This window comes from Streptomyces sp. NBC_00005, assembly GCF_045160215.1.
Classification (GTDB): domain Bacteria; phylum Actinomycetota; class Actinomycetes; order Streptomycetales; family Streptomycetaceae; genus Streptomyces.
Window position 1 is genome coordinate 4,698,850 of sequence record NZ_CP108316.1, and the last position, 22,865, is coordinate 4,721,714.

The 22,865-nt window shown below is 69.8% G+C and carries 21 protein-coding genes and 1 riboswitch; of the genes, 11 read left to right on the forward strand and 10 right to left on the reverse strand.

All coding sequences use genetic code 11. From position 1 onward, the window contains the following. Positions 1-73: 73 nt before the first annotated feature. The gene (locus tag OG303_RS21515) at positions 74-2,002 is read left to right on the forward strand and encodes a 2-oxoacid:acceptor oxidoreductase subunit alpha (protein ID WP_405870131.1); all 1,929 of its coding nucleotides are present in this window, start codon (positions 74-76) and stop codon (positions 2,000-2,002) included. After that, positions 1,995-3,074: a 2-oxoacid:ferredoxin oxidoreductase subunit beta gene (locus OG303_RS21520; RefSeq protein ID WP_405870132.1), complete on the forward strand. Its 1,080-nt coding sequence runs from the start codon at positions 1,995-1,997 to the stop codon at positions 3,072-3,074. The genes OG303_RS21515 and OG303_RS21520 overlap by 8 nt, the downstream gene beginning before the upstream one ends. Before the next feature lie 66 nt (positions 3,075-3,140). Here OG303_RS21520 and OG303_RS21525 read toward each other — a convergent pair whose 3' ends face one another. The 3 genes from OG303_RS21525 to OG303_RS21535 form a co-directional block, all read right to left on the reverse strand. Further along, on the reverse strand, positions 3,141-3,398 hold the full coding sequence (locus OG303_RS21525; protein WP_405870133.1) for a hypothetical protein: 258 nt from the start codon (positions 3,396-3,398) through the stop codon (positions 3,141-3,143). A 13-nt stretch (positions 3,399-3,411) separates the two neighbouring features. Beyond that, positions 3,412-3,915 carry a DUF6082 family protein gene (locus tag OG303_RS21530; protein WP_405870134.1) on the reverse strand — a complete coding sequence of 168 codons (504 nt, stop codon included), beginning with the start codon at positions 3,913-3,915 and terminating at the stop codon, positions 3,412-3,414. An 81-nt stretch (positions 3,916-3,996) separates the two neighbouring features. Beyond that, the gene (locus OG303_RS21535) at positions 3,997-4,389 is read right to left on the reverse strand and encodes a winged helix-turn-helix transcriptional regulator (protein WP_405870135.1); all 393 of its coding nucleotides are present in this window, start codon (positions 4,387-4,389) and stop codon (positions 3,997-3,999) included. A gap of 91 nt (positions 4,390-4,480) precedes the next feature. Here OG303_RS21535 and OG303_RS21540 point away from each other — a divergent pair, with 91 nt between their 5' ends. The 4 genes from OG303_RS21540 (at position 4,481) to OG303_RS21555 (ending at position 8,252) form a co-directional block, all read left to right on the forward strand. Next, positions 4,481-5,335, forward strand: a complete 855-nt coding sequence (locus OG303_RS21540; RefSeq protein WP_405870136.1) for an SDR family oxidoreductase — start codon at positions 4,481-4,483, stop codon at positions 5,333-5,335. 179 nt (positions 5,336-5,514) lie between these two features. Next, the gene (rarD, locus tag OG303_RS21545; RefSeq protein ID WP_405870138.1) at positions 5,515-6,462 is read left to right on the forward strand and encodes an EamA family transporter RarD; all 948 of its coding nucleotides are present in this window, start codon (positions 5,515-5,517) and stop codon (positions 6,460-6,462) included. Positions 6,463-6,662: 200 nt separating this feature from the next. Next, positions 6,663-7,151, forward strand: a complete 489-nt coding sequence (locus tag OG303_RS21550; protein WP_405870140.1) for a VOC family protein — start codon at positions 6,663-6,665, stop codon at positions 7,149-7,151. Between the two features lie 144 nt (positions 7,152-7,295). Continuing rightward, positions 7,296-8,252 (forward strand): M28 family metallopeptidase, encoded by a 957-nt coding sequence (locus tag OG303_RS21555; protein ID WP_405870142.1) that lies wholly within the window; start codon positions 7,296-7,298, stop codon positions 8,250-8,252. A 27-nt stretch (positions 8,253-8,279) separates the two neighbouring features. On the opposite strand, the gene OG303_RS21560 is transcribed toward OG303_RS21555, so the two are convergent. After that, positions 8,280-9,731: a tetratricopeptide repeat protein gene (locus OG303_RS21560; RefSeq protein WP_405870143.1), complete on the reverse strand. Its 1,452-nt coding sequence runs from the start codon at positions 9,729-9,731 to the stop codon at positions 8,280-8,282. 256 nt (positions 9,732-9,987) lie between these two features. Between OG303_RS21560 and OG303_RS21565 the strand changes: the two genes are divergently transcribed. Then, on the forward strand, positions 9,988-10,500 hold the full coding sequence (locus OG303_RS21565; RefSeq protein ID WP_405870144.1) for a hypothetical protein: 513 nt from the start codon (positions 9,988-9,990) through the stop codon (positions 10,498-10,500). Positions 10,501-10,709: 209 nt separating this feature from the next. Beyond that, positions 10,710-11,312 carry a flavodoxin family protein gene (locus OG303_RS21570; RefSeq protein WP_405870146.1) on the forward strand — a complete coding sequence of 201 codons (603 nt, stop codon included), beginning with the start codon at positions 10,710-10,712 and terminating at the stop codon, positions 11,310-11,312. Here OG303_RS21570 and OG303_RS21575 read toward each other — a convergent pair. The 5 genes from OG303_RS21575 to OG303_RS21595 all read right to left on the reverse strand — a co-directional run bounded on the left by OG303_RS21575 (position 11,302) and on the right by OG303_RS21595 (position 16,956). After that, positions 11,302-12,198 (reverse strand): ABC transporter permease, encoded by an 897-nt coding sequence (locus OG303_RS21575; protein WP_405870148.1) that lies wholly within the window; start codon positions 12,196-12,198, stop codon positions 11,302-11,304. The two genes, OG303_RS21570 and OG303_RS21575, sit on opposite strands and share 11 nt — an antisense overlap. Then, positions 12,185-13,159, reverse strand: a complete 975-nt coding sequence (locus OG303_RS21580) for an ABC transporter ATP-binding protein (RefSeq protein WP_405870150.1) — start codon at positions 13,157-13,159, stop codon at positions 12,185-12,187. Before OG303_RS21580 ends, OG303_RS21575 begins: the two co-directional genes overlap by 14 nt. Before the next feature lie 84 nt (positions 13,160-13,243). Continuing rightward, positions 13,244-14,470 carry a LolA family protein gene (locus OG303_RS21585; RefSeq protein ID WP_405870151.1) on the reverse strand — a complete coding sequence of 409 codons (1,227 nt, stop codon included), beginning with the start codon at positions 14,468-14,470 and terminating at the stop codon, positions 13,244-13,246. 288 nt (positions 14,471-14,758) lie between these two features. Next, on the reverse strand, positions 14,759-15,769 hold the full coding sequence (locus tag OG303_RS21590; RefSeq protein ID WP_405870153.1) for a CHRD domain-containing protein: 1,011 nt from the start codon (positions 15,767-15,769) through the stop codon (positions 14,759-14,761). Between the two features lie 176 nt (positions 15,770-15,945). Continuing rightward, a complete protein-coding gene (locus tag OG303_RS21595) occupies positions 15,946-16,956 on the reverse strand; it encodes a polyprenyl synthetase family protein (protein ID WP_405870155.1) in 1,011 nt (336 codons plus the stop codon). Between the two features lie 268 nt (positions 16,957-17,224). Here OG303_RS21595 and OG303_RS21600 point away from each other — a divergent pair, with 268 nt between their 5' ends. From OG303_RS21600 to OG303_RS21610, 3 genes are all read left to right on the forward strand, one after another. After that, positions 17,225-18,727 (forward strand): peptide MFS transporter, encoded by a 1,503-nt coding sequence (locus tag OG303_RS21600; RefSeq protein WP_405870156.1) that lies wholly within the window; start codon positions 17,225-17,227, stop codon positions 18,725-18,727. Between the two features lie 16 nt (positions 18,728-18,743). Next, the gene (locus OG303_RS21605; protein WP_405877403.1) at positions 18,744-20,741 is read left to right on the forward strand and encodes a CocE/NonD family hydrolase; all 1,998 of its coding nucleotides are present in this window, start codon (positions 18,744-18,746) and stop codon (positions 20,739-20,741) included. Positions 20,742-20,981: 240 nt separating this feature from the next. Further along, positions 20,982-21,189: riboswitch (cyclic di-AMP (ydaO/yuaA leader) on the forward strand. Between the two features lie 5 nt (positions 21,190-21,194). Continuing rightward, positions 21,195-21,929, forward strand: coding sequence for a transglycosylase SLT domain-containing protein (locus tag OG303_RS21610; RefSeq protein WP_405870158.1), 735 nt, complete (start codon positions 21,195-21,197; stop codon positions 21,927-21,929). Positions 21,930-21,935: 6 nt separating this feature from the next. Here OG303_RS21610 and OG303_RS21615 read toward each other — a convergent pair whose 3' ends face one another. Then, the gene (locus OG303_RS21615) at positions 21,936-22,748 is read right to left on the reverse strand and encodes an HAD family hydrolase (RefSeq protein WP_405870160.1); all 813 of its coding nucleotides are present in this window, start codon (positions 22,746-22,748) and stop codon (positions 21,936-21,938) included. Positions 22,749-22,865 lie beyond the last annotated feature (117 nt).

The window sequence follows — 22,865 nt, forward strand, 5'->3', positions numbered from 1 at the left end:
ACGTAGGGTTGATCCTGGGAGGGCCCACGGGAAGGCCGGTCCCAGACAGCCGCCTCGAGGGAGGTCCAGTTCAGTGACCAGCCAGGTCAGCAGGACAGCGGAACAGGCCGAAGAAACCGTCGTGGGAGAGCAGCGCAAGCCGGGCGGAACAAAGGACGTACGCAGGCTGGACCGGGTGATCATCCGGTTCGCGGGAGACTCCGGTGACGGCATGCAGCTCACCGGTGACCGCTTCACCTCGGAAACGGCGTCCTTCGGAAACGACCTGTCGACACTGCCGAACTTCCCCGCCGAGATCCGGGCCCCTGCCGGAACCTTGCCGGGCGTCTCCTCCTTCCAGCTCCATTTCGCCGACCACGACATCCTCACCCCCGGTGACGCGCCCAACGTGCTGGTCGCCATGAACCCCGCCGCGCTCCGGGCCAACATCGCCGACGTGCCGCGCGGTGCGGAGATCATCGTCAACACGGACGAGTTCACCAAACGGGCGATGCAGAAGGTCGGGTACAGCGCCTCTCCACTGGAGGACGGCTCGCTCGACGGCTACAGCCTGCATCCGGTGCCGCTGACGACCCTCACGGTCGAGGCACTCAAGGAGTTCGACCTCAGCCGCAAGGAGGCCGAGCGCAGCAAGAACATGTTCGCGCTGGGCCTGCTGAGCTGGATGTACCACCGGCCGACCGAGGGCACAGAGAAGTTCCTGCGGACCAAGTTCGCGAAGAAGCCCCAGATCGCCGAGGCGAACCTCGCCGCCTTCCGGGCCGGCTGGAACTTCGGCGAGACGACCGAGGACTTCGCGGTCTCCTACGAGGTCGCACCGGCCGCCGCCGCCTTCCCGACCGGGACGTACCGCAACATCTCCGGGAACCTGGCCCTCGCCTACGGCCTGATCGCCGCCTCGCGCCAGGCCGACCTGCCGCTGTTCCTGGGCTCGTACCCGATCACGCCGGCCTCGGACATCCTGCACGAGCTGAGCCGGCACAAGAACTTCGGCGTACGGACCTTCCAGGCCGAGGACGAGATCGCCGGCATCGGCGCGGCACTGGGCGCGGCCTTCGGCGGCTCGCTGGGGGTGACGACGACCTCCGGTCCGGGTGTGGCGCTCAAGAGCGAGACCATCGGGCTCGCCGTCTCCCTGGAGCTGCCGCTGCTCGTCATCGACATCCAGCGCGGCGGCCCGTCCACCGGGCTGCCCACCAAGACCGAGCAGGCCGACCTGCTGCAGGCCATGTTCGGCCGCAACGGCGAGGCGCCGGTGCCGGTGATCGCCCCGATGACCCCGGCGGACTGCTTCGACGCGGCCATGGAGGCGGCGCGGATCGCGCTGGCGTACCGCACCCCGGTGATGCTGCTCTCCGACGGCTACCTGGCCAACGGCTCCGAGCCCTGGCGCATCCCCGAGCTCGACGAACTCCCGGACCTGACCGTGCAGTTCGCCCAGGGACCGAACCACACCCTGGACGACGGCACCGAGGTCTTCTGGCCGTACAAGCGCGACCCGCAGACGCTCGCCCGCCCCTGGGCCATCCCCGGCACGCCCGGCCTGGAGCACCGCATCGGCGGCATCGAGAAGGAAGACGGTACGGGCAACATCTCGTACGCCCCCGCCAACCACGAGTTCATGGTCCGCACCCGCCAGGCCAAGATCGACGGCATCGATGTCCCCGATCTCGAGGTGGACGATCCGCACGAGGCGGCGACGCTGGTGCTCGGCTGGGGCTCGACGTACGGGCCGATCACCGCCGCGGTACGGCGGCTGCGCGCGGCCGGCGAGTCCGTCGCACAGGCCCACCTGCGCCACCTCAACCCGTTCCCGCGGAATCTCGGCACGGTGTTGAAGCGTTACGACAAGGTGGTGATCCCCGAGATGAACCTCGGTCAGCTCGCCACGCTGATCCGGGCGAAGTACCTGGTGGACGCCCACTCGTACAACCAGGTGAACGGTATGCCGTTCAAGGCTGAGCAGCTCGCCACGGCTCTCAAGGAGGCCATCGATGGCTGAGACGTCCACGGAAGGCACGGGCACGATCGAGGCACTCTCGCTCGTCCCCAAGGCCGAGGCCCGCCAATCCATGAAGGACTTCAAGTCCGACCAGGAAGTGCGGTGGTGCCCCGGCTGCGGTGACTACGCGATCCTCGCCGCCGTCCAGGGCTTCATGCCTGAGCTGGGCCTGGCCAAGGAGAACATCGTCTTCGTCTCGGGCATCGGCTGCTCGTCCCGCTTCCCGTACTACATGAACACGTACGGCATGCACTCGATCCACGGGCGGGCCCCGGCCATCGCGACCGGCCTGGCCTCCAGCCGGCGGGACCTGTCGGTGTGGGTGGTCACGGGTGACGGCGACGCCCTGTCCATCGGCGGCAACCACCTCATCCATGCGCTGCGCCGCAATGTGAACCTCAAGATCCTGCTGTTCAACAACCGGATCTACGGCCTCACCAAGGGTCAGTACTCCCCCACCTCGGAAGTCGGCAAGATCACCAAGTCGACGCCGATGGGCTCGCTGGACGCGCCCTTCAACCCGGTGTCGCTGGCGATCGGCGCGGAGGCCTCGTTCGTCGCCCGCACCATCGACTCCGACCGCAAGCACCTGACCGAGGTGCTGCGCCAGGCGGCCGCCCACCAGGGCACGGCGCTGATCGAGATCTACCAGAACTGCAACATCTTCAACGACGGCGCCTTCGACGCCCTCAAGGACAAGCAGCAGGCCGAGGAGGCGGTGATCCGGCTCGAGCACGGGCAGCCGATCCGCTTCGGGGCGGACGGTGCGCGGGGTGTGGTCCGGGATGTGGCCACCGGTGACCTCAAGGTGGTCACGGTGACGCCGGACAACGAGTCTCAGATCCTGGTCCACGACGCCCACGCCGCGTCCCCGACCACCGCCTTCGCCCTGTCCCGCCTCGCCGACCCGGACACCCTGCACCACACCCCGATCGGTGTGCTCCGGTCCGTGGACCGCCCCGTCTACGACACGCAGATGTCCGACCAGCTCGACGCCGCGATCGAGCAGAACGGCAAGGGCGACCTGGCGGCGCTGCTGGCGGGCGGGGACACCTGGACGGTTGTCGGCTGACGACCATCGACACCCGAAGGGCCCGGATGCGCGGTACGGCATCCGGGCCCTCGGTGTCCTGCGGTGTCATGCGTCGGGGATGTCCTTCTTGGCGCGGATCAGGGTCTCGCGGCTGATGACGACGATGCGTTCGTCGTCGGCGCGGGAGGCGTCCGGGGGAAGGTACGGGTCGAGGGCGGCGGTGGCCTCGGTACCGATGACGGCGAAACGACCGTCGCTCAGCTCGAACAGATCCGGGCAGTTCGCCCCGCTCGCACTGCCTCGCCGCCGAGGCGGATCACCCAGCCGCCTGGTGATCCGAACACACGAGAACTCGTCCGACATCTCTGCCTCCTCCTCAATCGCCTGGAGACTCCGGCGGCCCCACCACCCACCATTCTTCGAGGTCCTCGGGGCGCTCGTCCATGATGGCGTCGACGGCTCTGCCGACCCGCGCCTCGAATGATTCCGCGGGCAGAGCGCTGCGCGCCTCGACCGTCCGTGCCCAGTACTCCGCGAAGACCGGAATGCCGCGCAACACCTTCAGATGCCCCAGGAGTTCGGCTCGGTCCAGGGATCCGACCCGGTGGGCCAGCAGGATGAGCCCGTACTGTGCGTTGGCGTTCAGCATCTGACGGCGCTCGTCGTCGGACAGGCCGCTGTACGGACTCAGGGCGTCGGCGAGGGCCGGGTCGTCGATCGCCCGGTCCAGCCGCTCCAGGAAATAGCCGTGCAGTTGGATCAGGTTCGCGCGGTGCAGTTCCGTCGCGATCCGGTCGTACCCGTCCGCCATGCGGCCGAGCTGCTGGACGACCTGCAGCAGCAGCTCCTGCACGGAGCTCCCCTGGTCCGGCACGGTCATGCCCCCACCCCCCGTTCCGCCGAGCGGCAACGCGTCCCGGCTCCAGCGTGCAAGCCGGAGCGGAAAGTGGAAAGGGGGCGCTCAGGCCTGGTTCTTCGCCGCGTCGTACGCCTCGCGCGCCTCCTGTACCGCCTCCATCCGCTTCTGCGTCCACTCGGCCAGGCCCCGCACCTGCTCCGCCGCCTCCCGCCCGAGGTCGGTCAGGGAGTAGTCCACCCTCGGTGGGATCACCGGCTTGGCGTCGCGGTGGACCAGGCCGTCCCGTTCCAGGGTCTGCAGGGTCTGGGTGAGCATCTTCTCGCTGACCCGGCCGATGGCACGGCGCAATTCGCTGAAGCGGTACGGGCGTTCGAGGAGTTCGATCAGGACCAGCACGCCCCAGCGGCTGGTGAGGTGTTCCAGGACGAGGCGGTAGGGGCACATCGCCTCGCCGGCGTCGTACTTCGCGGCGACTTCCGGGTTACTTACGGCCATGCCAGTACCTTACTTCAAAGTGGGTACTTTCGAAGAGTTAGCGCCTCCCCTAGGGTAAGTGTCATCCGCACCCCACAAGGAGTTGTGAATCATGAGCATCGTCGTCACCGGCGCCACCGGACACCTCGGCCGTCACGTCGTGGAGCAGCTGCTGGAGAAGGTTCCGGCCGACCAGATCACCGCCGTCGTACGCGACGAGGCCAAGGGCGCCGCCTTCGCCGCCCGCGGCGTGAAGCTCGCGGTCGCCGACTACAACACCCCCGAGAGCTTCGGCAGCCTCTTCTCGGCCGGTGACAAGGTGCTGCTCATCTCCGGCAACGAGTTCGACAAGGGCCGCGTCGCCCAGCACAAGGTCGTCATCGAGGCCGCGAAGGCGGCCGGCGTCGCGCTGCTCGCCTACACCAGCGCCCCGAGCAGCCTGACGGCCGCACTCGCCGACGACCACCGCGGCACCGAGGAGGCCCTCGTCGCCTCCGGCGTGCCGTACGCGCTGCTGCGCAACGGCTGGTACCACGAGAACTACACCGAGAACCTGGCCCCCGTGCTCGAGTACAGCGCCGTCGTCCAGGCCGCCGGTGAGGGCCGGGTCTCCTCCGCCTCGCGCGCCGACTACGCGGCCGCCGCCGTCGCCGTCCTGACCGGCGAGGGGCACGAGAACAAGACGTACGAGCTGGGTGGCGACGAGGCGTGGAGCTTCGCCGAGTACGCGGCCGAGCTGAGCCGGCAGACCGGCAAGGAGATCGCCTACAGCCCCGTCTCGGTCGATGCCTTCGCCGGGATCCTGGCCGGCGCCGGGCTGCCCGGACCGCTCGCCGCCATCCTCGCGGGCGTGGACGCCTCCATCGAGAAGGGCGAGCTCGTCGTCTCCACTGGCGACCTGTCCCGCCTGGCCGGCCGTCCGACCACGCCGCTCGCCGACGCGATCGCGGCAGCGGTCAAGGGCTGACACCCGGGCCCCACCAGGGCCGGGACTCCGCCCCGCGAGGGACGGGACTCCCCCGTAGGGCCCGCGGGCACACCACCCCCGCCTGTCATGACCGTATGGCGATACGGACATGACAGGCGGGGGTTCTCGGCGTTACCTTCTGCCTGGCACGTGTGCGCGACAAGGCGAGGAGGGGGCCCGTGACCGGGAAGTCGAGGGGCGAGCGGCACATAGGACTGCTGAACGGCTTCGCGGCATACGGGATGTGGGGCCTCGTTCCCCTCTTCTGGCCCCTGTTGAAGCCCGCCGGAGCGATCGAGATCCTCGCCCACCGGATGGTCTGGTCCCTCGTCTTCGTGGCCGTCGCGCTCATCGTGATCCGCCGCTGGGCGTGGGCCGGCGAGCTGCTGCGGCAGCCGCGCAGGCTGGGGCTCGTCGCCATCGCCGCGGCGGTCATCACCGTCAACTGGGGCGTGTACATCTGGTCCGTCAACAGCGGGCACGTGGTCGAGGCCTCCCTCGGGTACTTCATCAATCCGCTGGTCACCATCGCCATGGGCGTGCTGCTCCTGAAGGAACGGCTGCGGCCCGTGCAGTGGGTGGCGGTCGGCACCGGCTTCGCCGCGGTGGTCGTGCTGACGGTCGGGTACGGTCAGCCGCCGTGGATCTCGCTCACCCTCGCCTTCTCGTTCGCGACGTACGGGCTGGTGAAGAAGAAGGTCAATCTCGGCGGGGTCGAGTCGCTCGCCGCGGAGACCGCGATCCAGTTCCTGCCCGCGGTCGGGTATCTGTGGTGGCTGACCTCGCGGGGCGAGTCGACGTTCACGACCGACGGGGTGGGGCACGGGGCGCTGCTCGCCGCCACCGGCGTGGTCACCGCGTTGCCTCTGGTCTGCTTCGGGGCGGCGGCGATCCGGGTGCCGTTGTCGACGCTGGGGTTGCTGCAGTATCTGGCGCCGGTGTTCCAGTTCCTGCTCGGGGTTGCGTACTTCCATGAGGCGATGCCGGCCGAGCGGTGGGCCGGGTTCGCGCTGGTGTGGGGTGCGCTGTGTCTGCTGACCTGGGATGCGTGGCGCGCTGCGCGCAGGCCTGGCCGGGTCGGTGTGCCGAGGGTTGATGCGGCTGCGTCCACTGCGGTGGACGTCTGACTGTGCCTCCGTCGGGGTGTCCGTCCGGGGGCTGCCGCCCCCAGGCCCCCGCTTCGGCCTGAACGGCCTCGTCCTCAAACGCCGGACGGGCTGGGATTCCTGACTGGCGCTCGAAGACGCCGACGGCGCCAAGGGTGCCGAGAGCACTGAAAGGCGCCGACCGCGCTGAAAAATGGTGCCCGCCCGCTTATAAGTGGTCCATGACATCGACACCCGCACCCACGCCCCCGTCGGCCCCGACCCCCGTGCACTGGAAGCTCGTCGTCGACGCCGGCGATCCGCATGCGCAGGCCGACTTCTGGGCCGCCGCGCTCGGGTACGAGGTCGAGGACAACAGTGCGCTCATCGAGCGGTTGCTGCAGCTCGGCGCCCTGCCCGCGGCGGCCACCGTCGACTTCCACGGGCGCGCGGCCTTCCGGGACCTGATCGCCGTACGGCATCCGGACGACCCGTACGACAAGGACTCGGGAACCGGGCCCGGCCGGCGGCTGCTGTTCCAGCGGGTGCCGGAGGCGAAGACCGTCAAGAACCGGATCCATCTCGATCTGCACCCAGGCGAGGGGCGACGGGACAGCGAGGTCGAGCGGCTGGAGGGGCTCGGGGCGAGTGCGCTGCGCCACGTGAAGGAGCCCGCCGGGGAGTGGGTCGTGATGGCGGATCCGGAGGGCAACGAGTTCTGCGTGCACTAGACCGGGCAGTGGCATCCGGCGTCCGGTATGTGAACCACCTGTCCTGATACCGCTCTTGACGCTGGGTTAGTAAAGAGTTCACCATCCTGGGACCCCATTCACTGAGGAATCCCCGTGGTTCCCATGGAATTCGGAGCCCCCCACATGAAGCTCTCCGTTTCCGGGCGTACGGCAGCGACCGGTGTCGTTGCACTTGGCGTCACGTCTGTCATGCTCCTGACCGGCGGATCCATAGCCGGTGCGGCGCCCGCGCCGGTCGTGGCCGCCGCGCCCGACATCCCCGTGGCGAACGTCAAGGCCCATCTCGCCCAGCTGCAGTCCATCGCCACCGCCAACGGCGGCAACCGCGCGCACGGCCGGGCCGGCTACAAGGCCTCGATCGACTATGTGAAGGCCAAGCTGGACGCGGCCGGATTCACCACCACCCTCCAGCAGTTCACGTCCTCCGGCAGCACCGGCTACAACCTGATCGCCGACTGGCCCGGCGGAGACGCCAATCAGGTCGTCATGTCCGGTTCCCACCTGGACAGCGTCACCGCCGGTCCCGGCATCAACGACAACGGCTCCGGCTCGGCCGCCGTCCTGGAGACCGCGCTCGCAGTGTCACGTGCGGGCTACCAGCCGGCCAAGCACCTGCGGTTCGCCTGGTGGGGTGCGGAGGAGCGGGGCATGGTCGGCTCCCGCTACTACGTCAACAACCTCTCCAGCGCGAACCGTTCGAAGATCAGCGGCTACCTGAACTTCGACATGATCGGCTCACCCAACCCGGGCTACTTCGTCTACGACGACGACCCGGCGATCGAGAAGACGTTCAAGGACTACTTCACCGGCCTCGGCATCGCCACCGAGCCCGAGACCGAGGGCGACGGCCGCTCCGACCACGCGCCGTTCAAGAACGCGGGCGTCCCCGTCGGCGGCCTGTTCAGCGGCGCCGACTACATCAAGACGGCGGCCCAGGCGGCGAAGTGGGGCGGCACGTCGGGGCAGGCATTCGACCGCTGCTACCACTCCGCCTGCGACACGTCGTCCAACATCGACAGCACCGCCCTGGACCACAACAGCGACGCCGTCGCGCACGCCGTGTGGGAGCTGTCCTCCTAGAGTCCGACCGGCCGGTCAACAGGCAGGTCAACTCGTCGGCGGCTGGGCCGACTTGCGGGCGCGTTCCGTGAGCCGGCCCATGCGGGCGCGGGCCGACTCCAGCCGCTCGATGTCGTCGGCGGCCGGGCCGTCCTCGGCGGTGAGTTCGGTCCACAGACCGATCAGTTCGCGACCCAGGTCCAAGCCCTGCTGCGGGTCGCGCACCGCGCGCCAGGCGGAGGCCGCGCTCTGGACGTTGCCGTAGGCCGCCTCCGCGTCCCCTGTGCGACGGCCGATCCGGGCGAGGTCGATCGAGAGCCGGAAGGCACGGAGCGCGTCGCCCGCCAAGTAGGCGATGTACGCCGTGAGTTCGCGCAGCCGGAGCACCTCGGCGTGCTCCGGTCCGAGCGCCGCCGACGCCTCCCCGACCGCGCTCTCGGCCAGGCCCGCCGCGGTCTCGATCCGCCCCGCCTTCACGGCCTCGTTGATCTGCGCCATCGGCTCCGCGAGGAAGGCGGGGGTGACCGGCGGTTCGTCACCGAGGACGGCTTCGGCCACGGCGTCGAAACCGCGGGCGGGTGTGGGCTTGGGGTCGGGGTCGAGGGCCGGGTCCGGGCGGACGGCCAGGAGGAAGTGGTTCGAGCGGTCGGATGCGGTATCCGGCCGGGGCGCGGGTGGCGCGTCCTCGGGTTCGGGGCGGCCCTTCGGCACCGCGTCCATCGGCGGAGGCGGGCCGAACTCGCCCATCGGTGCCGCGACCGTGCCGGGCACCCTGTCCTCGGTCGACTCCGGCAGCGCACGCAGCGTGAACGTCGGTACCGGCTCTCCGGTGCCGCCCGACTGCTCCGGGACGGCCCGCAGGGGGAACGTCGGCACGTTCTCACCCAGCGGCTGCGGCTCCGACACCGCCCGCAGCGGGAAGGTCGGGGCGGTCTCCCGCGCGGGTTCCGAGGTCGCCCGCAGGACGTGCGTCGGCTTGTCGCGCCGGGGCGACTGCTCGGGCTGCGCCGGTTCCAGGGCGGCCGCGGGGGCCACGGGTGCCTCCGGCTCGGCGGGCGGGGACGGCGGCGCGGCCTGCTGCGAGGACAGTGCGGGCGGCGGGGGCGGCAGCGCGGGCCGGTGCGAAGCCGGCAAGGCCGGCGGGGGCGGTGGGCCCTCCGCCGCGTCCGTCGGCTCACCCGAAGGAGCCATGCCTACAGGCTCCCCCGTGAAACTGCTGGCCCCGTCGGTGTCCACCTGAAGGTGCACGACGTAGCCGATCCGCTCGTCGTGGACCGTGGCGTGGACGGGGTGGCCGGTGGCGAGGGCGATGCGGTGGAGGTGGTTCAGGACGGCCTGCTGGATCTCCTCGCCGGCGGCCGCGGCGACCGGCACGCCGCCGACCCAGGCACCGACCGCGCCGGATCCGGGGACGCGGACGTCGATCGGTGCCGCCACCAGGGCCGCCGAGCCCTCGGCGCGCTGCTGTTCCCGCTTCTTCTCGCGGCTGAGTCGAGACATCGGTTCCCTCACTCGGATGCGTCGGGGAGTCTGCGGAGAGCGCGTTCGGGTTCCATGGTGCTCCCTCCCGCCGTCGGGTTTCCGCTCCCCCGGCGTCAAGATCCGGTCGTGCACGTACTGTTGAGTAGTCTCTCCGGTCGCTGCCGGTTCTCACGTCACCGTGGCGTCACAGACTCGTCCCAGGAGCTCGCACCCCGTCGCGTGACCGTGGCGGCACCGTGAGGATCGAGGGGCGTGACGAGGGAGGAGAGCGGGCATGCGGACGGATGTGCAGCAGGGACCGGAGATCTGGATCCGCGGCCCGGTCACCGTACCGGAGCCCGGGCCGCCGGAGCCCGCCCACGCCGCCTCCGCCCGGCGCTACTCCTGGCTCGGCACGCACGGCGGCGCCGGCGTCTCCACGCTCGCCGCCGTCTACGGTGGCCACGACTGCGGCCGTGACTGGCCCGGCCCCGAGGACCCCCACTCCGTCCTGCTCGTCGCCCGTACGCACGCGTCGGGGCTGGCGGCCGTGCTGCGCACCCTGGAGGTCTTCCGGCTCGGAGAGGCCCCGCCCGGCCTCGACCTCGACGCCGTCGTGCTCGTCGCGGACGCGCCGGGGCGGCTGCCGCGGCCACTCGACCGGCAGGTCCGGCTGATCGAGTCGTTCATCGACGTGTACCGCGTGCCCTGGATACCCGACTGGCGCCTCGGCGACCTGAACGGGACACCACCGCGCGAGACCGAGGCCCTGGCCCGCCTCACAGGGGCGGCCGCGCGGCACCGGTGAGCGGCCGAATCGGCCACCGGTGAAGAGCTGAGTCGGCGCGGGCATCGGTACCCCCTGGCTTCCCCGTGGTTTCTCCGTGGCTTCCCCCTGACTGCCTCGTGCGCTTCCCATGGCTCTCCCCCTCCCCCTGGACAGATAGATGCGTACGCATATAATGCAGATGCGTTTAGTTGTTCTGTGCCGACTGTGCCGATCACCTGGGGGATCTCATGACAAGCCGCCGTTTCCTGTTCGTACTGGGCAGCAGCCGCAGCGAGGGCAACACCGAACTGCTGGCCCGCCGGGCGGCGGAGCAACTGCCCTCGGACGTCGAGCAGCAGTGGCTCTCTCTCGCCGAGCACCCGCTGCCCGACTTCCTGGACCTGCGGCACGACAGCGAGTACCTGAACTCCCCCACCGGGGACACCCCGGCGCGCCTGCTCGACGCCACGCTCGCGGCGACGGACATCGTGATCGCCTCGCCGGTCTACTGGTATTCGGTCTCCGCTCTCACCAAGCGCTACCTGGACTACTGGTCGGGCTGGCTGCGCACCCCCGGCCTCGACTTCAAGGCACAGCTGGCCGGGCGCACCCTGTGGGGCGTGTCCGTGCTCGCGGACGACCAGCCCGTGGTCGCCGACCCGCTCGTCGGCACGCTGAACAACTCGGCGGCGTACATGAAGATGCGCTTCGGCGGGGTGCTGCTGGGCAACGGCAGCAAGCGCGGCGACGTACTGAAGGACGAGGCCGCGCTGGCCCGTGCGAAGACCTTCTTCGCGCAGGAGCCGCCACTCGCGCGCTTCCCCTACGACCGTGTGAGCGCTACGCCGTGATGTCCTTCGTCGTGAACCGCGCCCAGGCCGCCGAGCCGAACAACACCGCGTACAGGGCCTGGAGTTCGAGGTTCTTCACCAGGTCGTCCCAGTAGATCGGGTCACGCATCAGGTCGGCGAAGGACAGCCAGTAGTGAGAGAAGAAGTACGGCTGTATCGCGTGGAGTTGGGGGATCTGGTCGAGGATCTGGACGGTGATCAGCAGTCCGACGGTGGTCGCCATCGCCGCGATGCCGCTGCTGGTCAGCGTCGAGACGAACAGGCCGAGTGCCGCGACGCCTATCAGGGACACGGCGACGATGAGCGCGATCAGCAGGGCTCTGCCCAGGCCCTCGGCGAAGCTGATCCGTGTGCCGGAGATGGTGGTCAGGTCGCCGAGCGGGAAGAGGATCGCTCCGACGGCCAGCGCCGAGGCCGCGACCACGAGGGTGGCGACCAGGCAGAAGGCCATCACCGTCGCGTACTTGGTGAGCAGGAGGCGGGTGCGGCCGGCCGGGGCGACCAGCAGATAGCGCAGGGTGCCCGAGTTCGCCTCGCCCGCGATCGCGTCGCCCGCGATGACGCCGATCGCCATCGGCAGGAAGAACGGGAGTGTCGCGGCGAGCGCGGTGAAGACCAGGAACAGGCCGTTGTTGGTGATCTGCGAGATGAACGCCGGGCCCCCGCCGCCACCGCCACCGCCGACGGACGAACCGTCGCTCGTCTCGATCTTGACGGCGATCCCGACCAGGATCGGCACGCCCGCCAGCACGGCCAGCAGAGCGAGCGTGCGCCAGCGCCGGAAGGTGGTGAGCAGTTCACTGCGGAGGAGTCCGAAGGTCCACAGCACGCTGGGTGAGCGCGGCTCGTGTGCCGCTTCGACTCGTACCGCTTCAGCCTGCGACATCGAATCCCTCCCCCGTGAGTGCGACGAACGCGTCCTCCAGGGAGGCTCGTTCCACGCCGAAGCCTCGGACGCGGACGCCGGCCGTCACCAGCGCGGCGTTCACCTCGGCGAGGTCGCGGTCCGGGGGTTCTGCGGTCACCCGGTCCTCGGTGACGACGACGTCGGCGGCGCCCTGCTCCTTCAGCACGCGGGCCGCGTCCTGGGTGTCGGGTGTGGTGACGACCAGCAGGCCGCGCGCCCCCGCGGCCAGGTCGGCCACGGCGCCCTGGGTGATCAGGCGGCCCTGCGCCATCACCGCGGCATGGGTGCAGACCTGCTCGATCTCGTCGAGGAGGTGCGAGGAGAGGAAGACGGTCGTGCCGTCGGAGGCCAACTCCCTGACCAGGGAACGGATTTCACGCATTCCCTGCGGGTCGAGACCGTTGGTCGGCTCGTCGAGCACCAGCAGCTTGCGCGGCTGGAGCAGCGCGGCCGCGAGGCCGAGCCGCTGCTTCATGCCCAGCGAGTAGGCCTTCGCCTTCTTGCCGGCCGCCGCCGTCAGGCCCACCCGGTCCAGCGCCGTCGTGACGCGGGTGCGCCGGGTGCGCGGATCGGCGGTCGGGTCGGCGGAGTCGTAGCGCAGAAGGTTGTCGCGGCCGGAGAGGAAGCCGTACAGGGCGGGTCCCTCGATGAGCGCGCCGACGTGCGGGAGCACGGCACGCGAGGCCCGCGGCATGGGGCGCCCGAGCACGCGTGCCGTGCCCGCCGTGGGCTCGATGAGGCCCATCAGCATGCGGATGGTGGTGGTCTTGCCCGAGCCGTTCGGGCCGAGGAAGCCGAAGACGCTGCCCGCCGGGACGGTCAGGTCCAGGCCGTCGACGGCGAGCTGCCCGCCGCGGTAGCGCTTGGTGAGCCCATGGGTGGCGATGACGCTGTCATCCGGCTCCCCCTTGTCCGGCTCCGTGACGGACGGTTCGCCCATCGGCTCCCTCGATTCATGCTCGTACGACCTTGCGCGACGACTACGTACAGTTACTACGTACGGCCGTCGCGCAAGGTTCCCGGCTCAGCCCGCGTTCGCCGCCTTCACCAGCGCGTCCTTGCTCACCGCGCCGACGTAGACCTTGCCGTCGTCGGTGATCAGGGCGTTGATCAGGCGGGTCTTGAAGACCGTGCCCGAGCCGAACTTGCCGGAGACCTTGTCGCCGAGCGAGTCGAGGAAGCCGCCGAACTGGCCGCCGGCTTCGGAGCCGGACGGCATGCCCTGGCCGCCGGTGTCGAACGTGGCGATGGAGGTCCAGCCCTTGCCGATGACGTTCAGTCCGTCGGGGCCCTTGCCGAGGTCCTTGTCGGACTTACCGGTCTTGTCGTCGCCCTTCAGGCTGCCCTCGAAGTGGCCGTTCGCATGGTCGGTCTGGCTGTCCTCGGTGACCTTCGCGCCCTTGGGCGGCGTGAATGTGAAGGTCGAGGCGCTGGGCTTGGCGAAGCTGACCTGGGTGAAGCCGGCGTCGATCACGGCGGCGCCGCCGCTCGCCGGGGTCAGCGTGAACTTCAGCGGCAGCCCGGTCTTGGAGTCCACGGCCACGGTGATCTGACCGACGGTCGAACCGGACTGCTTCGGCTTGATGACCAGCCGGTACGCGTCGCGGCCCGCGACCTGGGCGGTCCCCTGGACGGTCACGGAGGTGGTGTCGTCGACCGCCTTCAGGGCGTCCTCGGTGAGGTCCTTGGGCGTGGCGGGGACGTCGTCCTTCTTCTGCTCGGCCGCGTTGTCGGGCGCGGTCGAGTGGTAGACCTCGTTCGACTGGCTGTCGTAGCCCCAGACGTCCTTGCCGTTGTGGATGAGGCTGTACTCCGCCGCGTTCTCCAGCAGCGACACCTTCTGCCTGTCCGGGCCGTCGGCCGCGACGCGCAGGGTGTGTGTGCCGGTGGCGAGTTCCGTGAGTTTGGAGGTCGGGTCGGCGGACGAACCGTCGCCCGACTTGGTGGCGCCGGACGTCAGGCTGCTCTCGAGACCGCCGAGGTCCGGCAGCCCCAGATCGGTGGTGATCTTCACCGTGCCGGACATCTGCTGGACGTCCGACTTGGCGATCTTGTCGATGAGTTGCTGCGCGCTGATCTTCGGCAGGTCGGGGTCACCGGAGTCGGCGAGTGCCGGGACGAGCCCGATGGTCGCCGCCGCCACCCCCACCACCGCGACCGGGACCACGTACCGCGCGGCCTTGCGCCGGCCCGCGCGCAGGTCGTCGGCCTCCGCGGCGGTCGTACTGTCGTCGGATTCGTACGGTGCCATGTGTGCGCTACCTCCGTCGTCGGCGGCGGCCTGTCCAACTCGTGTGTTCTCGTTGTCCACCCCGAGCCGCCATTCTCACCCGAATCGGTGAGGAGTGGTGATTTCCCTGGTTTCCATCTCACCAAATCGGCCAGGAAGAAGCGTCAGACCCGGGAGCCAACTCCGTGTACACCTGGGGTATGACGCGAGAGGGCGACACCTCCCCCGACCCGTAGGGGTCGTGCGGGGAAAGCGCCGCCCGAGGTGAGCTCGTGTCAGGTCCTGTCCGGGTACCTGTGCGTACCTGCCTCAGTTCTGTACGAAGACGTAGTCCGCCTGGTACTGGACGCCGACGATCGCGCCGGGCGAGCAGGAGCCGGACGGTGCGACGCCGCCGACGGTGTTGAGCCGCAGGATCTCGGCGGTGTCCGCGAGCAGGCCGTGGTGCTTGCCGGACTGGGTGGCCTTGAGGTCGAGCTCGGGGATGTTGCCGTCCCCGTTCGGCGTCTTGGACAGGACGGCCCCGGTCACCGCGCTGCCGTCCGGCGCGATCCACTGCGGCGTACCGGAGTTGGGCTTGACGAAGGTGTGCCGGATGTTGCCGCCGAGCACCGCGCTGACATCCCGCTGGGCGAAGGCGTAGCCGCCACCGTCGGCCGGCTTGCACTCGTAGATCTGCTTGCCCTTGACCACGGACGCCTGGAAGTTGTGCAGGGCGTCGCGGAAGTCGAAGGCGGCGACCGTGACCTTGTGGAGCTGGCCGCGGACGGCTCCGCCGGGGAACTCGGCGGTGTGCAGGTTGGCGTAGAACGAACCCGGGTCGGACTTGAGGGCGGCGAGCAGGTCGGCGTCCTTGACCTTGACGGTGCCGGTGACGCTGTGGCGCTTGCCGTTCTTCAGCAGGTCGGTGAAGTCGACCTTGACGCCGCCGTTGGTGCCCTTGGCGCCCTGGTGGATGTGGAGCATGGTCGGTTTGCCGGTGCCGCGCCAGGTCACGGCGACGGACACCTTGTCGCCCTTCACCTTGATGAACTCGACGGCGGCGCCGTCCTTGTCGCCGACGGCGGGACCGCCCGCCACGGGCACCTCGTTGGCACCCCGCAGGCTGGCGGCGAGGAGGGTCCCCCCGGTGCCGCCGGACACGGTCCCGCTCTGGCTCACGATGCTCTGGTCACTCATGCCGGCGTGGCCCGCGTGGTCGGCGCGGGTGCCTCCGGCGGCGAAGGCGGGAATCACCGCGGCGGCGACACCGCCGGCGGTGGCCACCGCGACAGCGGTGACGATCAGGCTCTTACGGCGCTTCGAGAACGTCGCGTTCATGCCCATGATTCTGTTTTCTCCCCGTAGACCGGCCGACACCCCCTGCGTCGGCCTTCTGTGTATGACTACGGAGGCGATCTTAAATTGGACTCAGTCCAGACTTGTGACGTGTATCACATCACCGCTCGTCACTGATCCAGGGGCGGAATCAGCGGCACCGAATCGGCTGGGCGGAATCAGCCGGCCCGATGCACGACCGCGTCGCACATCTCCATGAGCGCGGCCTTCGCGCCGCAGTCGACCAGCGGCGCCAGCGCGGAGCGCGCGTCCTCGGCGTACCGCACGGTGTCCCGCCGGGCCTGCTCCAGCGCGGGATGCGCCCGCAGCCCCTCCAGCGCCTCCGCGTGCCGCGCGTCGTCGGTGAGGTCGGAGTCCAGCAGCTCGCACAGGGCGATGTCCTCGGCCAGCCCCAGCCGCGCCGCCCGCTCCCGCAGCCGTAGCACCGGAAGGGTGGGGATCCCCTCGCGGAGGTCGGTCCCCGGCGTCTTCCCGGACTCGCGCGAGTCGGAGGCGATGTCCAGCACGTCGTCCGCGAGCTGGAAGGCGACTCCGAGCCGCTCGCCGTACTGCGTCAGCACGTCCACGACCGTCTCGTCGGCGCCCGACATCATCGCTCCGAAGCGGCACGACACGGCCACCAGCGAACCCGTCTTGCCACCCAGCACGTCCAGGTAGTGGTCGACCGGGTCCCGCCCGTCCTGCGGCCCCGCGGTCTCCAGGATCTGCCCGGTGACCAACCGCTCGAACGCCTCCGCCTGGACCCGGACCGCCTCTGGCCCGAGGTCGGCCAGGATGTGCGACGCGCGCGCGAACAGGAAGTCGCCGGTGAGGACCGCGACCGAGTTGCCCCAGCGGGTGTTGGCGCTGTCCACGCCGCGCCGCACCGCGGCCTCGTCCATCACGTCGTCGTGGTACAGCGTCGCCAGATGGGTCAGCTCCACCACCACGGCCGACGGCACGACGCCCGGGGTATACGGGTCACCGAACTGGGCGGCGAGCATCACGAGCAGCGGACGGAACCGCTTTCCGCCCGCCCGCACCAGGTGCTGGGCGGCCTCCGTGATGAAGGGCACCTCGCTCTTGGTGGCTTCGAGCAAACCCTCCTCGACGGCCGCCAATCCGGCCTGGACATCGGCTTCCAGAGCCTGGTCCCGCACGCTCAGCCCGAACGGCCCGACGACGGTCACGAGGGGTCTCCTGTCTGCTGGTGTCTACTGGCGGTTACGCGGTTTGTCGATAGGTCGCCGACATCACTCAAGTCAGCGTATCCGGTCACCTTTCGATCACCGATGCCGCCCACCGCCCCCGGTCTCGACTTTCCTCGACCGAGAGGTGCCCCCATTCGCCCGGGCACTATCGGATCACGACCGGTATGTTTTTGATCACCCGATAGCAACGGATATCCAACGACTTGTCCATCGGCGTGTCCATCGGATCGGAGGGAAGCAGCGGCCCGTGTCCCGAACAGATGTAGACGTCGAGTCCGGCAGCGAGCCGCCTCCCGAGGACGACCACGCCTTCTTCGGCCAGCCGAAGGGCCTGCTCACCCTCTCCGGCCTGGAGGTCTGGGAACGCTTCTCGTTCCTCGGCATGCAGGCCATCCTCGTCCTCTACTTCGCCGACACGCTCGCCCACGGCGGCATGGGCATGTCGGCCGGAACCGCGGCCTCCGTCTCCGCGGCGTACGGCACCCTCGTCTACCTGGTCTCCGTCGCCGGCGGCTGGCTCGCCGACCGCATCCTCGGCTCGTACCGCGCGGTCCTGTGGGGCGGCATCCTGATCGCCTGCGGCCACTACTCCATGGCCGTGCCGACCTCCACCATGACCTGGGTGGGCCTGGGGCTGATCAGCGCCGGCACCGGGCTGCTCAAGCCCAACGTCGCCACGATGGTCGGCAAGCTGTACCGCACCGACGACGACCGCCGTGACGCCGGTTTCGCCCTCTACTACATGGCGATCAACATCGGGGCCTTCGCCGGCCCGCTGATCACCGGCTGGCTGGGCGACCACAAGGGCTGGCACTGGGGCTTCTCCGCGGCCGCGATCGGCATGACGTTCGGTCTGGTCCAGTACGTGGCGGGCCGACGTCACCTGGCCGGGCGCAGGCACACGGCTGAATTCGCCCTCGCCCCGGCCGCGATGCACCGGGCGATCCGCCGGATCCTCGTGGGCGTCGCGGCCGTGGCCGTCCTCGCCGTGCTCCTCGCCGCCGCCGGGTGGCTGACGATGGGCCGCTTCGTCGACCTGCTCACGCTGATCTCCGTCATCGCGCCGGTCGTCTACTTCGCGGTGATGTTCTCCAGCCCGCGGGTGACATCCGAGGAACGCGGCCGGCTGCGGCCGTACATCGTGCTCTTCCTCGCCTCGACGGTCTTCAACTTCATCCTCTTCCAGGCGTACTCGACGATGATCCTGCTGGCCTCGACGAACGCCGAGACGACCCTCCTCGGCTTCGACTTCCCCGCGAGCTGGTACGCCTCCGCGCTCGGTGCCTTCGAGGTCAGCCTCGCCCCGGTGGTCGCCGCGCTCTGGGTCCGCATGGGCCACAGCCAGCCGCACGCCTCCAACAAGATCGCCATCGGGGTCGTCCTCGGCGGCCTGTCCTTCCTGCTGATGGTCCTGCCGACGTCCGGCCACTCGGGTGACGACTACCTGATGTCCGCCTGGTGGATCGTGGGCTCGTACCTCCTGCTCGGCCTCGGCGACGTCCTGCTGGAGACCTCCGGCATGTCGGCCACGACCAAGCTGGCGCCCGCCGCCTTCTCCAGTCAGACCATGTCGCTCTGGTTCCTGTCCCTCGCCCTCGCCAACGGCATCCAGGCCCAGACGGTGAAGCTCTACGACAACGTCTCCAAGCCCGCCTACTTCGGCGTCAACGGCGCCATCGCGGTGGCCGCGGGTTTGGCCGTGACCGCCGCGGCGCCCTGGCTGCGCCGCACCATGCACCCCGTCCACTGAGGTCACTGCGATGAGCATGCACATCCGTACGTCCTTCCCCCACGAGGCGACTCACGAGGACCTCTGGATCCCGCTTGCCGACGGGACCTTGCTGTACGCGCGCGTGTGGCGCCCCCTGACCGACGAGCCCGTGCCGGCGCTCCTGGAGTACCTGCCGTACCGCCTGACCGACTGGACCGCGCCCCGCGACCACCAGCGCCATCCCTGGTACGCGGGCCACGGCTACGCCTCCGTCCGGGTCGACGTCCGCGGGCACGGCAACAGCGAGGGCATGCCGACGGACGAGTACTCGGCGACGGAGCTCGCCGACGGGGTCGCGGTGGTCAACTGGCTTGCGGAGCAGCCCTGGTGCGACGGCAAGGTGGGCATGTTCGGCATCTCCTGGGGCGGCTTCAACTCCCTCCAGATCGCGGCCCTCGCGCCCGAGCCGCTCAAGGCGGTCGTCACCGTCTGCTCCACGGACGACCGCTATGACAACGACGTGCACTACATGGGAGGTTCCGTCCTCGCGGTGGACATGCACGCGTGGGCCGCCACGATGCTCGCCTTCGTCTGCCGCCCGCCGGACCCGCAGTACGTCGGCGAGGCCTGGCGGGACATGTGGCTCAAGCGCCTCGAGACCGTCGACCCCTTCCTGCACACCTGGCTGGAGCACCAGACCCGGGACGGCTACTGGCGGCACGGCAGCGTCTGCGAGGACTACGGCGCGATCGACGCCGCCGTCCTCGCGGTGGGCGGCTGGCACGACCCCTACCGCGACACGGTGCTCCGGCTCGTCGAGCACCTGCCCGCCGACCGCGTACGCGGCCTGATCGGCCCCTGGTCGCACCAGTACCCGGACCGGGGCCTGCCGCCCGGCCCGGCGATCGGCTTCCTCCAGGAGACCCTGCGCTGGTGGGACCACTGGCTGAAGGGGGTCGACTCCGGGGTGATGGAGGAGCCCCTGCTGCGCGCGTACGTCAGCGACTCGCACCCGCCGGCCACGGTGTACGAGACGCTGCCCGGCCGCTGGGTCGGCGAGGCGGCCTGGCCCTCCCCCGACGTCACGACGGTCTCGTACGCCCTCCAGGGCGAGCCCCAGATCGTTCGCTGCCCGCAGTACACGGGCATGGACGCCGGCCGGTTCTTCCCGTTCGGGAACGACGCCGACCTGCCGCCGGACCAGCGTGACGAGGACGGGCGGGCCGTGTGCTTCGAGTTCGAGGCAGAGGAGGAGACGTGGGTGCTGGGGCGGCCGCGGGTGCGCTTGCGGCTGACGTGCGAGGTGCCGAGCGGGCAGGTCGTCGCGAGAGTGTGTGACGTGGCACCGGACGGTTCGTCGACCCTGGTGACGCGAGGCGCGCTGAACCTGTCGGCGCGGCACGGGCGCGACCTGGCCGTGCCGTGGGCGCCGGGAGCCACGGAGGACGTGGAGTTCGAGCTGAACGGCATCGGGCACGCGTTCCCGCCCGGCCACCGCATCCGCCTCGCCCTGTCCTCCGCGTACTGGCCGTGGCTCTGGCCGCGGCCCGACTCGGCGGCGGGCTTCACCCTGCACGCGGTGGGCAGCTTCCTGGAACTCCCGGTACGCGCACGTGCGTTGGACGAGAGGGCGATCACCTTCGAGGAGCCGGAGCAGTCCGAGCCGATGGGCGTCAACCACCCGATCACACTGGACGAACCGCGCCCCGAGCGCCTGGTGGTGCGTGACGTGGCCAAGGGCGAATGGCGCCTGGAGGTCGACCCGCGCTACGGCGGCACGCGCGTGTACCCCGACGGACTGGAGTTCACCGAGGACGCGCTGGAGACGTACACGATCCAGGAGGCCGACCCCCTGTCGGCCCGCACCCGCTCGGACTGGTCGATCCGGCTGCACCGCCCCGAGCTGGCCTGGGACACGACGATCCGCACACGCTCGGAGATCACCTGCGACGAAGAGTCCTTTTTCGCCATCAATGAGGTGATCTGCTCCGAGGGTGAAGAGGTGGTCTTCCACCGGACTTGGGAGAAGCGGATCCCACGGACGGCCGGTTGACCACGAGTTGGGCCCATTGCCTGATTTGCCGCCCTTGTGGATGCCAGTGACTTGGCTCACGCGGCCGCGCCGGTCGACGATGTCCCGGCCTTTGTCGACTCCCCTTCCGCTGCAAGCCAGTTGAGGCTTGGCAGTTGCAAAGGATCAAGCGCCCCATGAGCCTCACACCAAGGTCAAAAGGCGGATGTACGAATCCCGCACTTGTTCCGGACGTGTGCTCTCGCATACGTTCCGGGCCTGTCGGGTGGAACGCCGAATCCTGCCGCCGCCCGGACACGACCCATCGACCAACTCACTCGCACGGCAGGAGCGGGGGAACCAGGTAAGTCGCCGGACCGGGCATTCCCCGGACCGGCTTGGGGTGAAGTCACGCAGCCGTACGGCTGCGTGGCCGGGCATCTCCCCGCCCGAACCCGACAGCTCACCTCGCAGGCGCCGGAGAGGAACAGCGCCATGTCCCGAGGCAAGCACCGCCACCCCAGAACCAGCTCACTCACCCGAGGCATCGTCGTCGCCTGCACCGGCACCGCCGCCCTCGCACTCCCGCTCCTGAGCGCGACGACCGCGAGCGCCGCGACGCCGACCCAGGCCCCCGCCGCGTCGGCCGCATCGCAGGTCAAGTCCATTACGTACACCACGGTCAAGGGCGACACGCTCTATGGCATCGCGGACAAATACGACACCCCGGGCGGCTGGCAGCAGCTCTACAAGGACAACCGCAAGGCCATCGGCGACAACCCCAGGCTGATCCACTCGGGCCTCAAGCTGACGGTCAGGACGACGAAGACGGCGAGCGCGACTGCCGCCACGTCCACCAAGAAGTCCTCGTCCGTCGTCCACGCCACCCAGGCCTCCGTCAAGACCTACGCGAACAACCTCGACGGCTGGATCCGGCAGTCGCTGGACATCATGGCGCAGAAGGGAATTCCCGGGACGTACGACGGCATTTACCGCAACATCATGCGGGAGTCGTCGGGCAACCCGGCCGCCATCAACAACTGGGACTCCAACGCCGTCGCCGGCACCCCGTCCAAGGGCCTGCTGCAGGTCATCGACCCGACGTTCCTCGCCTACCACGTGCCCGGCACGTCGCTCAACCCCTACGACCCGGTCGCGAACATCACCGCCGCCTGCAACTACGCAGCCGCGCGGTACGGGTCGATCGACAACGTGTTCGGCGCGTACTGAGCCGCATCACACACCCGGGAAGAGTCTTTCGAGGACGACGGCGATGCCGTCGTCCTCGTTCGACCGGGTGATCTCGTCGGCCACCGCCTTGAGTTCGGGGTGGGCGTTGGACATGGCGACGCCGTGGGCGGCCCAGTCGAACATCGGGATGTCGTTGGGCATGTCGCCGAAGGCGATCGTCCGGTCCGGCCCGAGTCCCAGGTGTTCGGCGGCCAACGCGAGGCCCGTCGCCTTGGTGATGCCGCATGGCTGGAGTTCGACGGTCCCCGGCCCCGACATGGTGACGGTGGCCAGCGAACCGACCACCGAACGCGCCGTCGCCGCCAACTCGTCGTCGGACAGGTCGGGATGACGCAGCAGCACCTTGCTGATGGGCTCGCACCACAGGTCGTCGCGTCGCTCGACCCGTACGGCCGGCAGCGTCGGATGCGGCATGAGGTAGCCCGGCTCGATGAGCGTGAGCCCCTCCACACCGTCCTGGTCGACGGCCGCGTACACCTCGCCCACCTCGGCCTCGATCTTGCCGAGGGCCGTCTCGGCCAGCTCCCGGTCCAGCGTGACGGACCACAGCAGGCGGTCCGCGCCGGCGTCGTACACCTGCGCGCCCTGCCCGCACACCGCGAGCCCCCTGCTGCCCAGTTCGTCCAGGAGCGGCCGCACTCTGGGGGCCGGCCGGCCCGTCACGACCAGGTGCCGGGCGCCGGCCACGGCCACTCGCGCGAGTGCGGCGAGGGACCGGTCGGACAGCGTGTCGTCGCCTCGGAGCAGCGTGCCGTCCAGGTCGGTGGCGATGAGTGCATATGCGGTGGGTGCGGCCATGATCAGAGAATACGGACAGGACGCCCCACCGACTCATCGCGAACCGGACGACCGCGGACTTCACCGCCGTCCCTTGCTCAACTTCCCTACCCTGGTGGGTTCTTCATCACCGGGTGG

Bases quoted from the DNA above. Each gene is read 5' to 3' on its own strand.
- OG303_RS21520 (WP_405870132.1), top strand. From the start codon at position 1,995: ATGGCTGAGACGTCCACGGAAGGCACGGGCACGATCGAGGCACTCTCG.
- OG303_RS21525 (WP_405870133.1), bottom strand. From the start codon at position 3,398: ATGTCGGACGAGTTCTCGTGTGTTCGGATCACCAGGCGGCTGGGTGAT.
- OG303_RS21530 (WP_405870134.1), bottom strand. From the start codon at position 3,915: ATGACCGTGCCGGACCAGGGGAGCTCCGTGCAGGAGCTGCTGCTGCAG.
- OG303_RS21535 (WP_405870135.1), bottom strand. From the start codon at position 4,389: ATGGCCGTAAGTAACCCGGAAGTCGCCGCGAAGTACGACGCCGGCGAG.
- OG303_RS21540 (WP_405870136.1), top strand. From the start codon at position 4,481: ATGAGCATCGTCGTCACCGGCGCCACCGGACACCTCGGCCGTCACGTC.
- OG303_RS21550 (WP_405870140.1), top strand. From the start codon at position 6,663: ATGACATCGACACCCGCACCCACGCCCCCGTCGGCCCCGACCCCCGTG.
- OG303_RS21555 (WP_405870142.1), top strand. From the start codon at position 7,296: ATGAAGCTCTCCGTTTCCGGGCGTACGGCAGCGACCGGTGTCGTTGCA.
- OG303_RS21560 (WP_405870143.1), bottom strand. From the start codon at position 9,731: ATGTCTCGACTCAGCCGCGAGAAGAAGCGGGAACAGCAGCGCGCCGAG.
- OG303_RS21565 (WP_405870144.1), top strand. From the start codon at position 9,988: ATGCGGACGGATGTGCAGCAGGGACCGGAGATCTGGATCCGCGGCCCG.
- OG303_RS21570 (WP_405870146.1), top strand. From the start codon at position 10,710: ATGACAAGCCGCCGTTTCCTGTTCGTACTGGGCAGCAGCCGCAGCGAG.
- OG303_RS21575 (WP_405870148.1), bottom strand. From the start codon at position 12,198: ATGTCGCAGGCTGAAGCGGTACGAGTCGAAGCGGCACACGAGCCGCGC.
- OG303_RS21580 (WP_405870150.1), bottom strand. From the start codon at position 13,159: ATGGGCGAACCGTCCGTCACGGAGCCGGACAAGGGGGAGCCGGATGAC.
- OG303_RS21585 (WP_405870151.1), bottom strand. From the start codon at position 14,470: ATGGCACCGTACGAATCCGACGACAGTACGACCGCCGCGGAGGCCGAC.
- OG303_RS21590 (WP_405870153.1), bottom strand. From the start codon at position 15,769: ATGAACGCGACGTTCTCGAAGCGCCGTAAGAGCCTGATCGTCACCGCT.
- OG303_RS21605 (WP_405877403.1), top strand. From the start codon at position 18,744: ATGCACATCCGTACGTCCTTCCCCCACGAGGCGACTCACGAGGACCTC.
- OG303_RS21610 (WP_405870158.1), top strand. From the start codon at position 21,195: ATGTCCCGAGGCAAGCACCGCCACCCCAGAACCAGCTCACTCACCCGA.
- OG303_RS21615 (WP_405870160.1), bottom strand. From the start codon at position 22,748: ATGGCCGCACCCACCGCATATGCACTCATCGCCACCGACCTGGACGGC.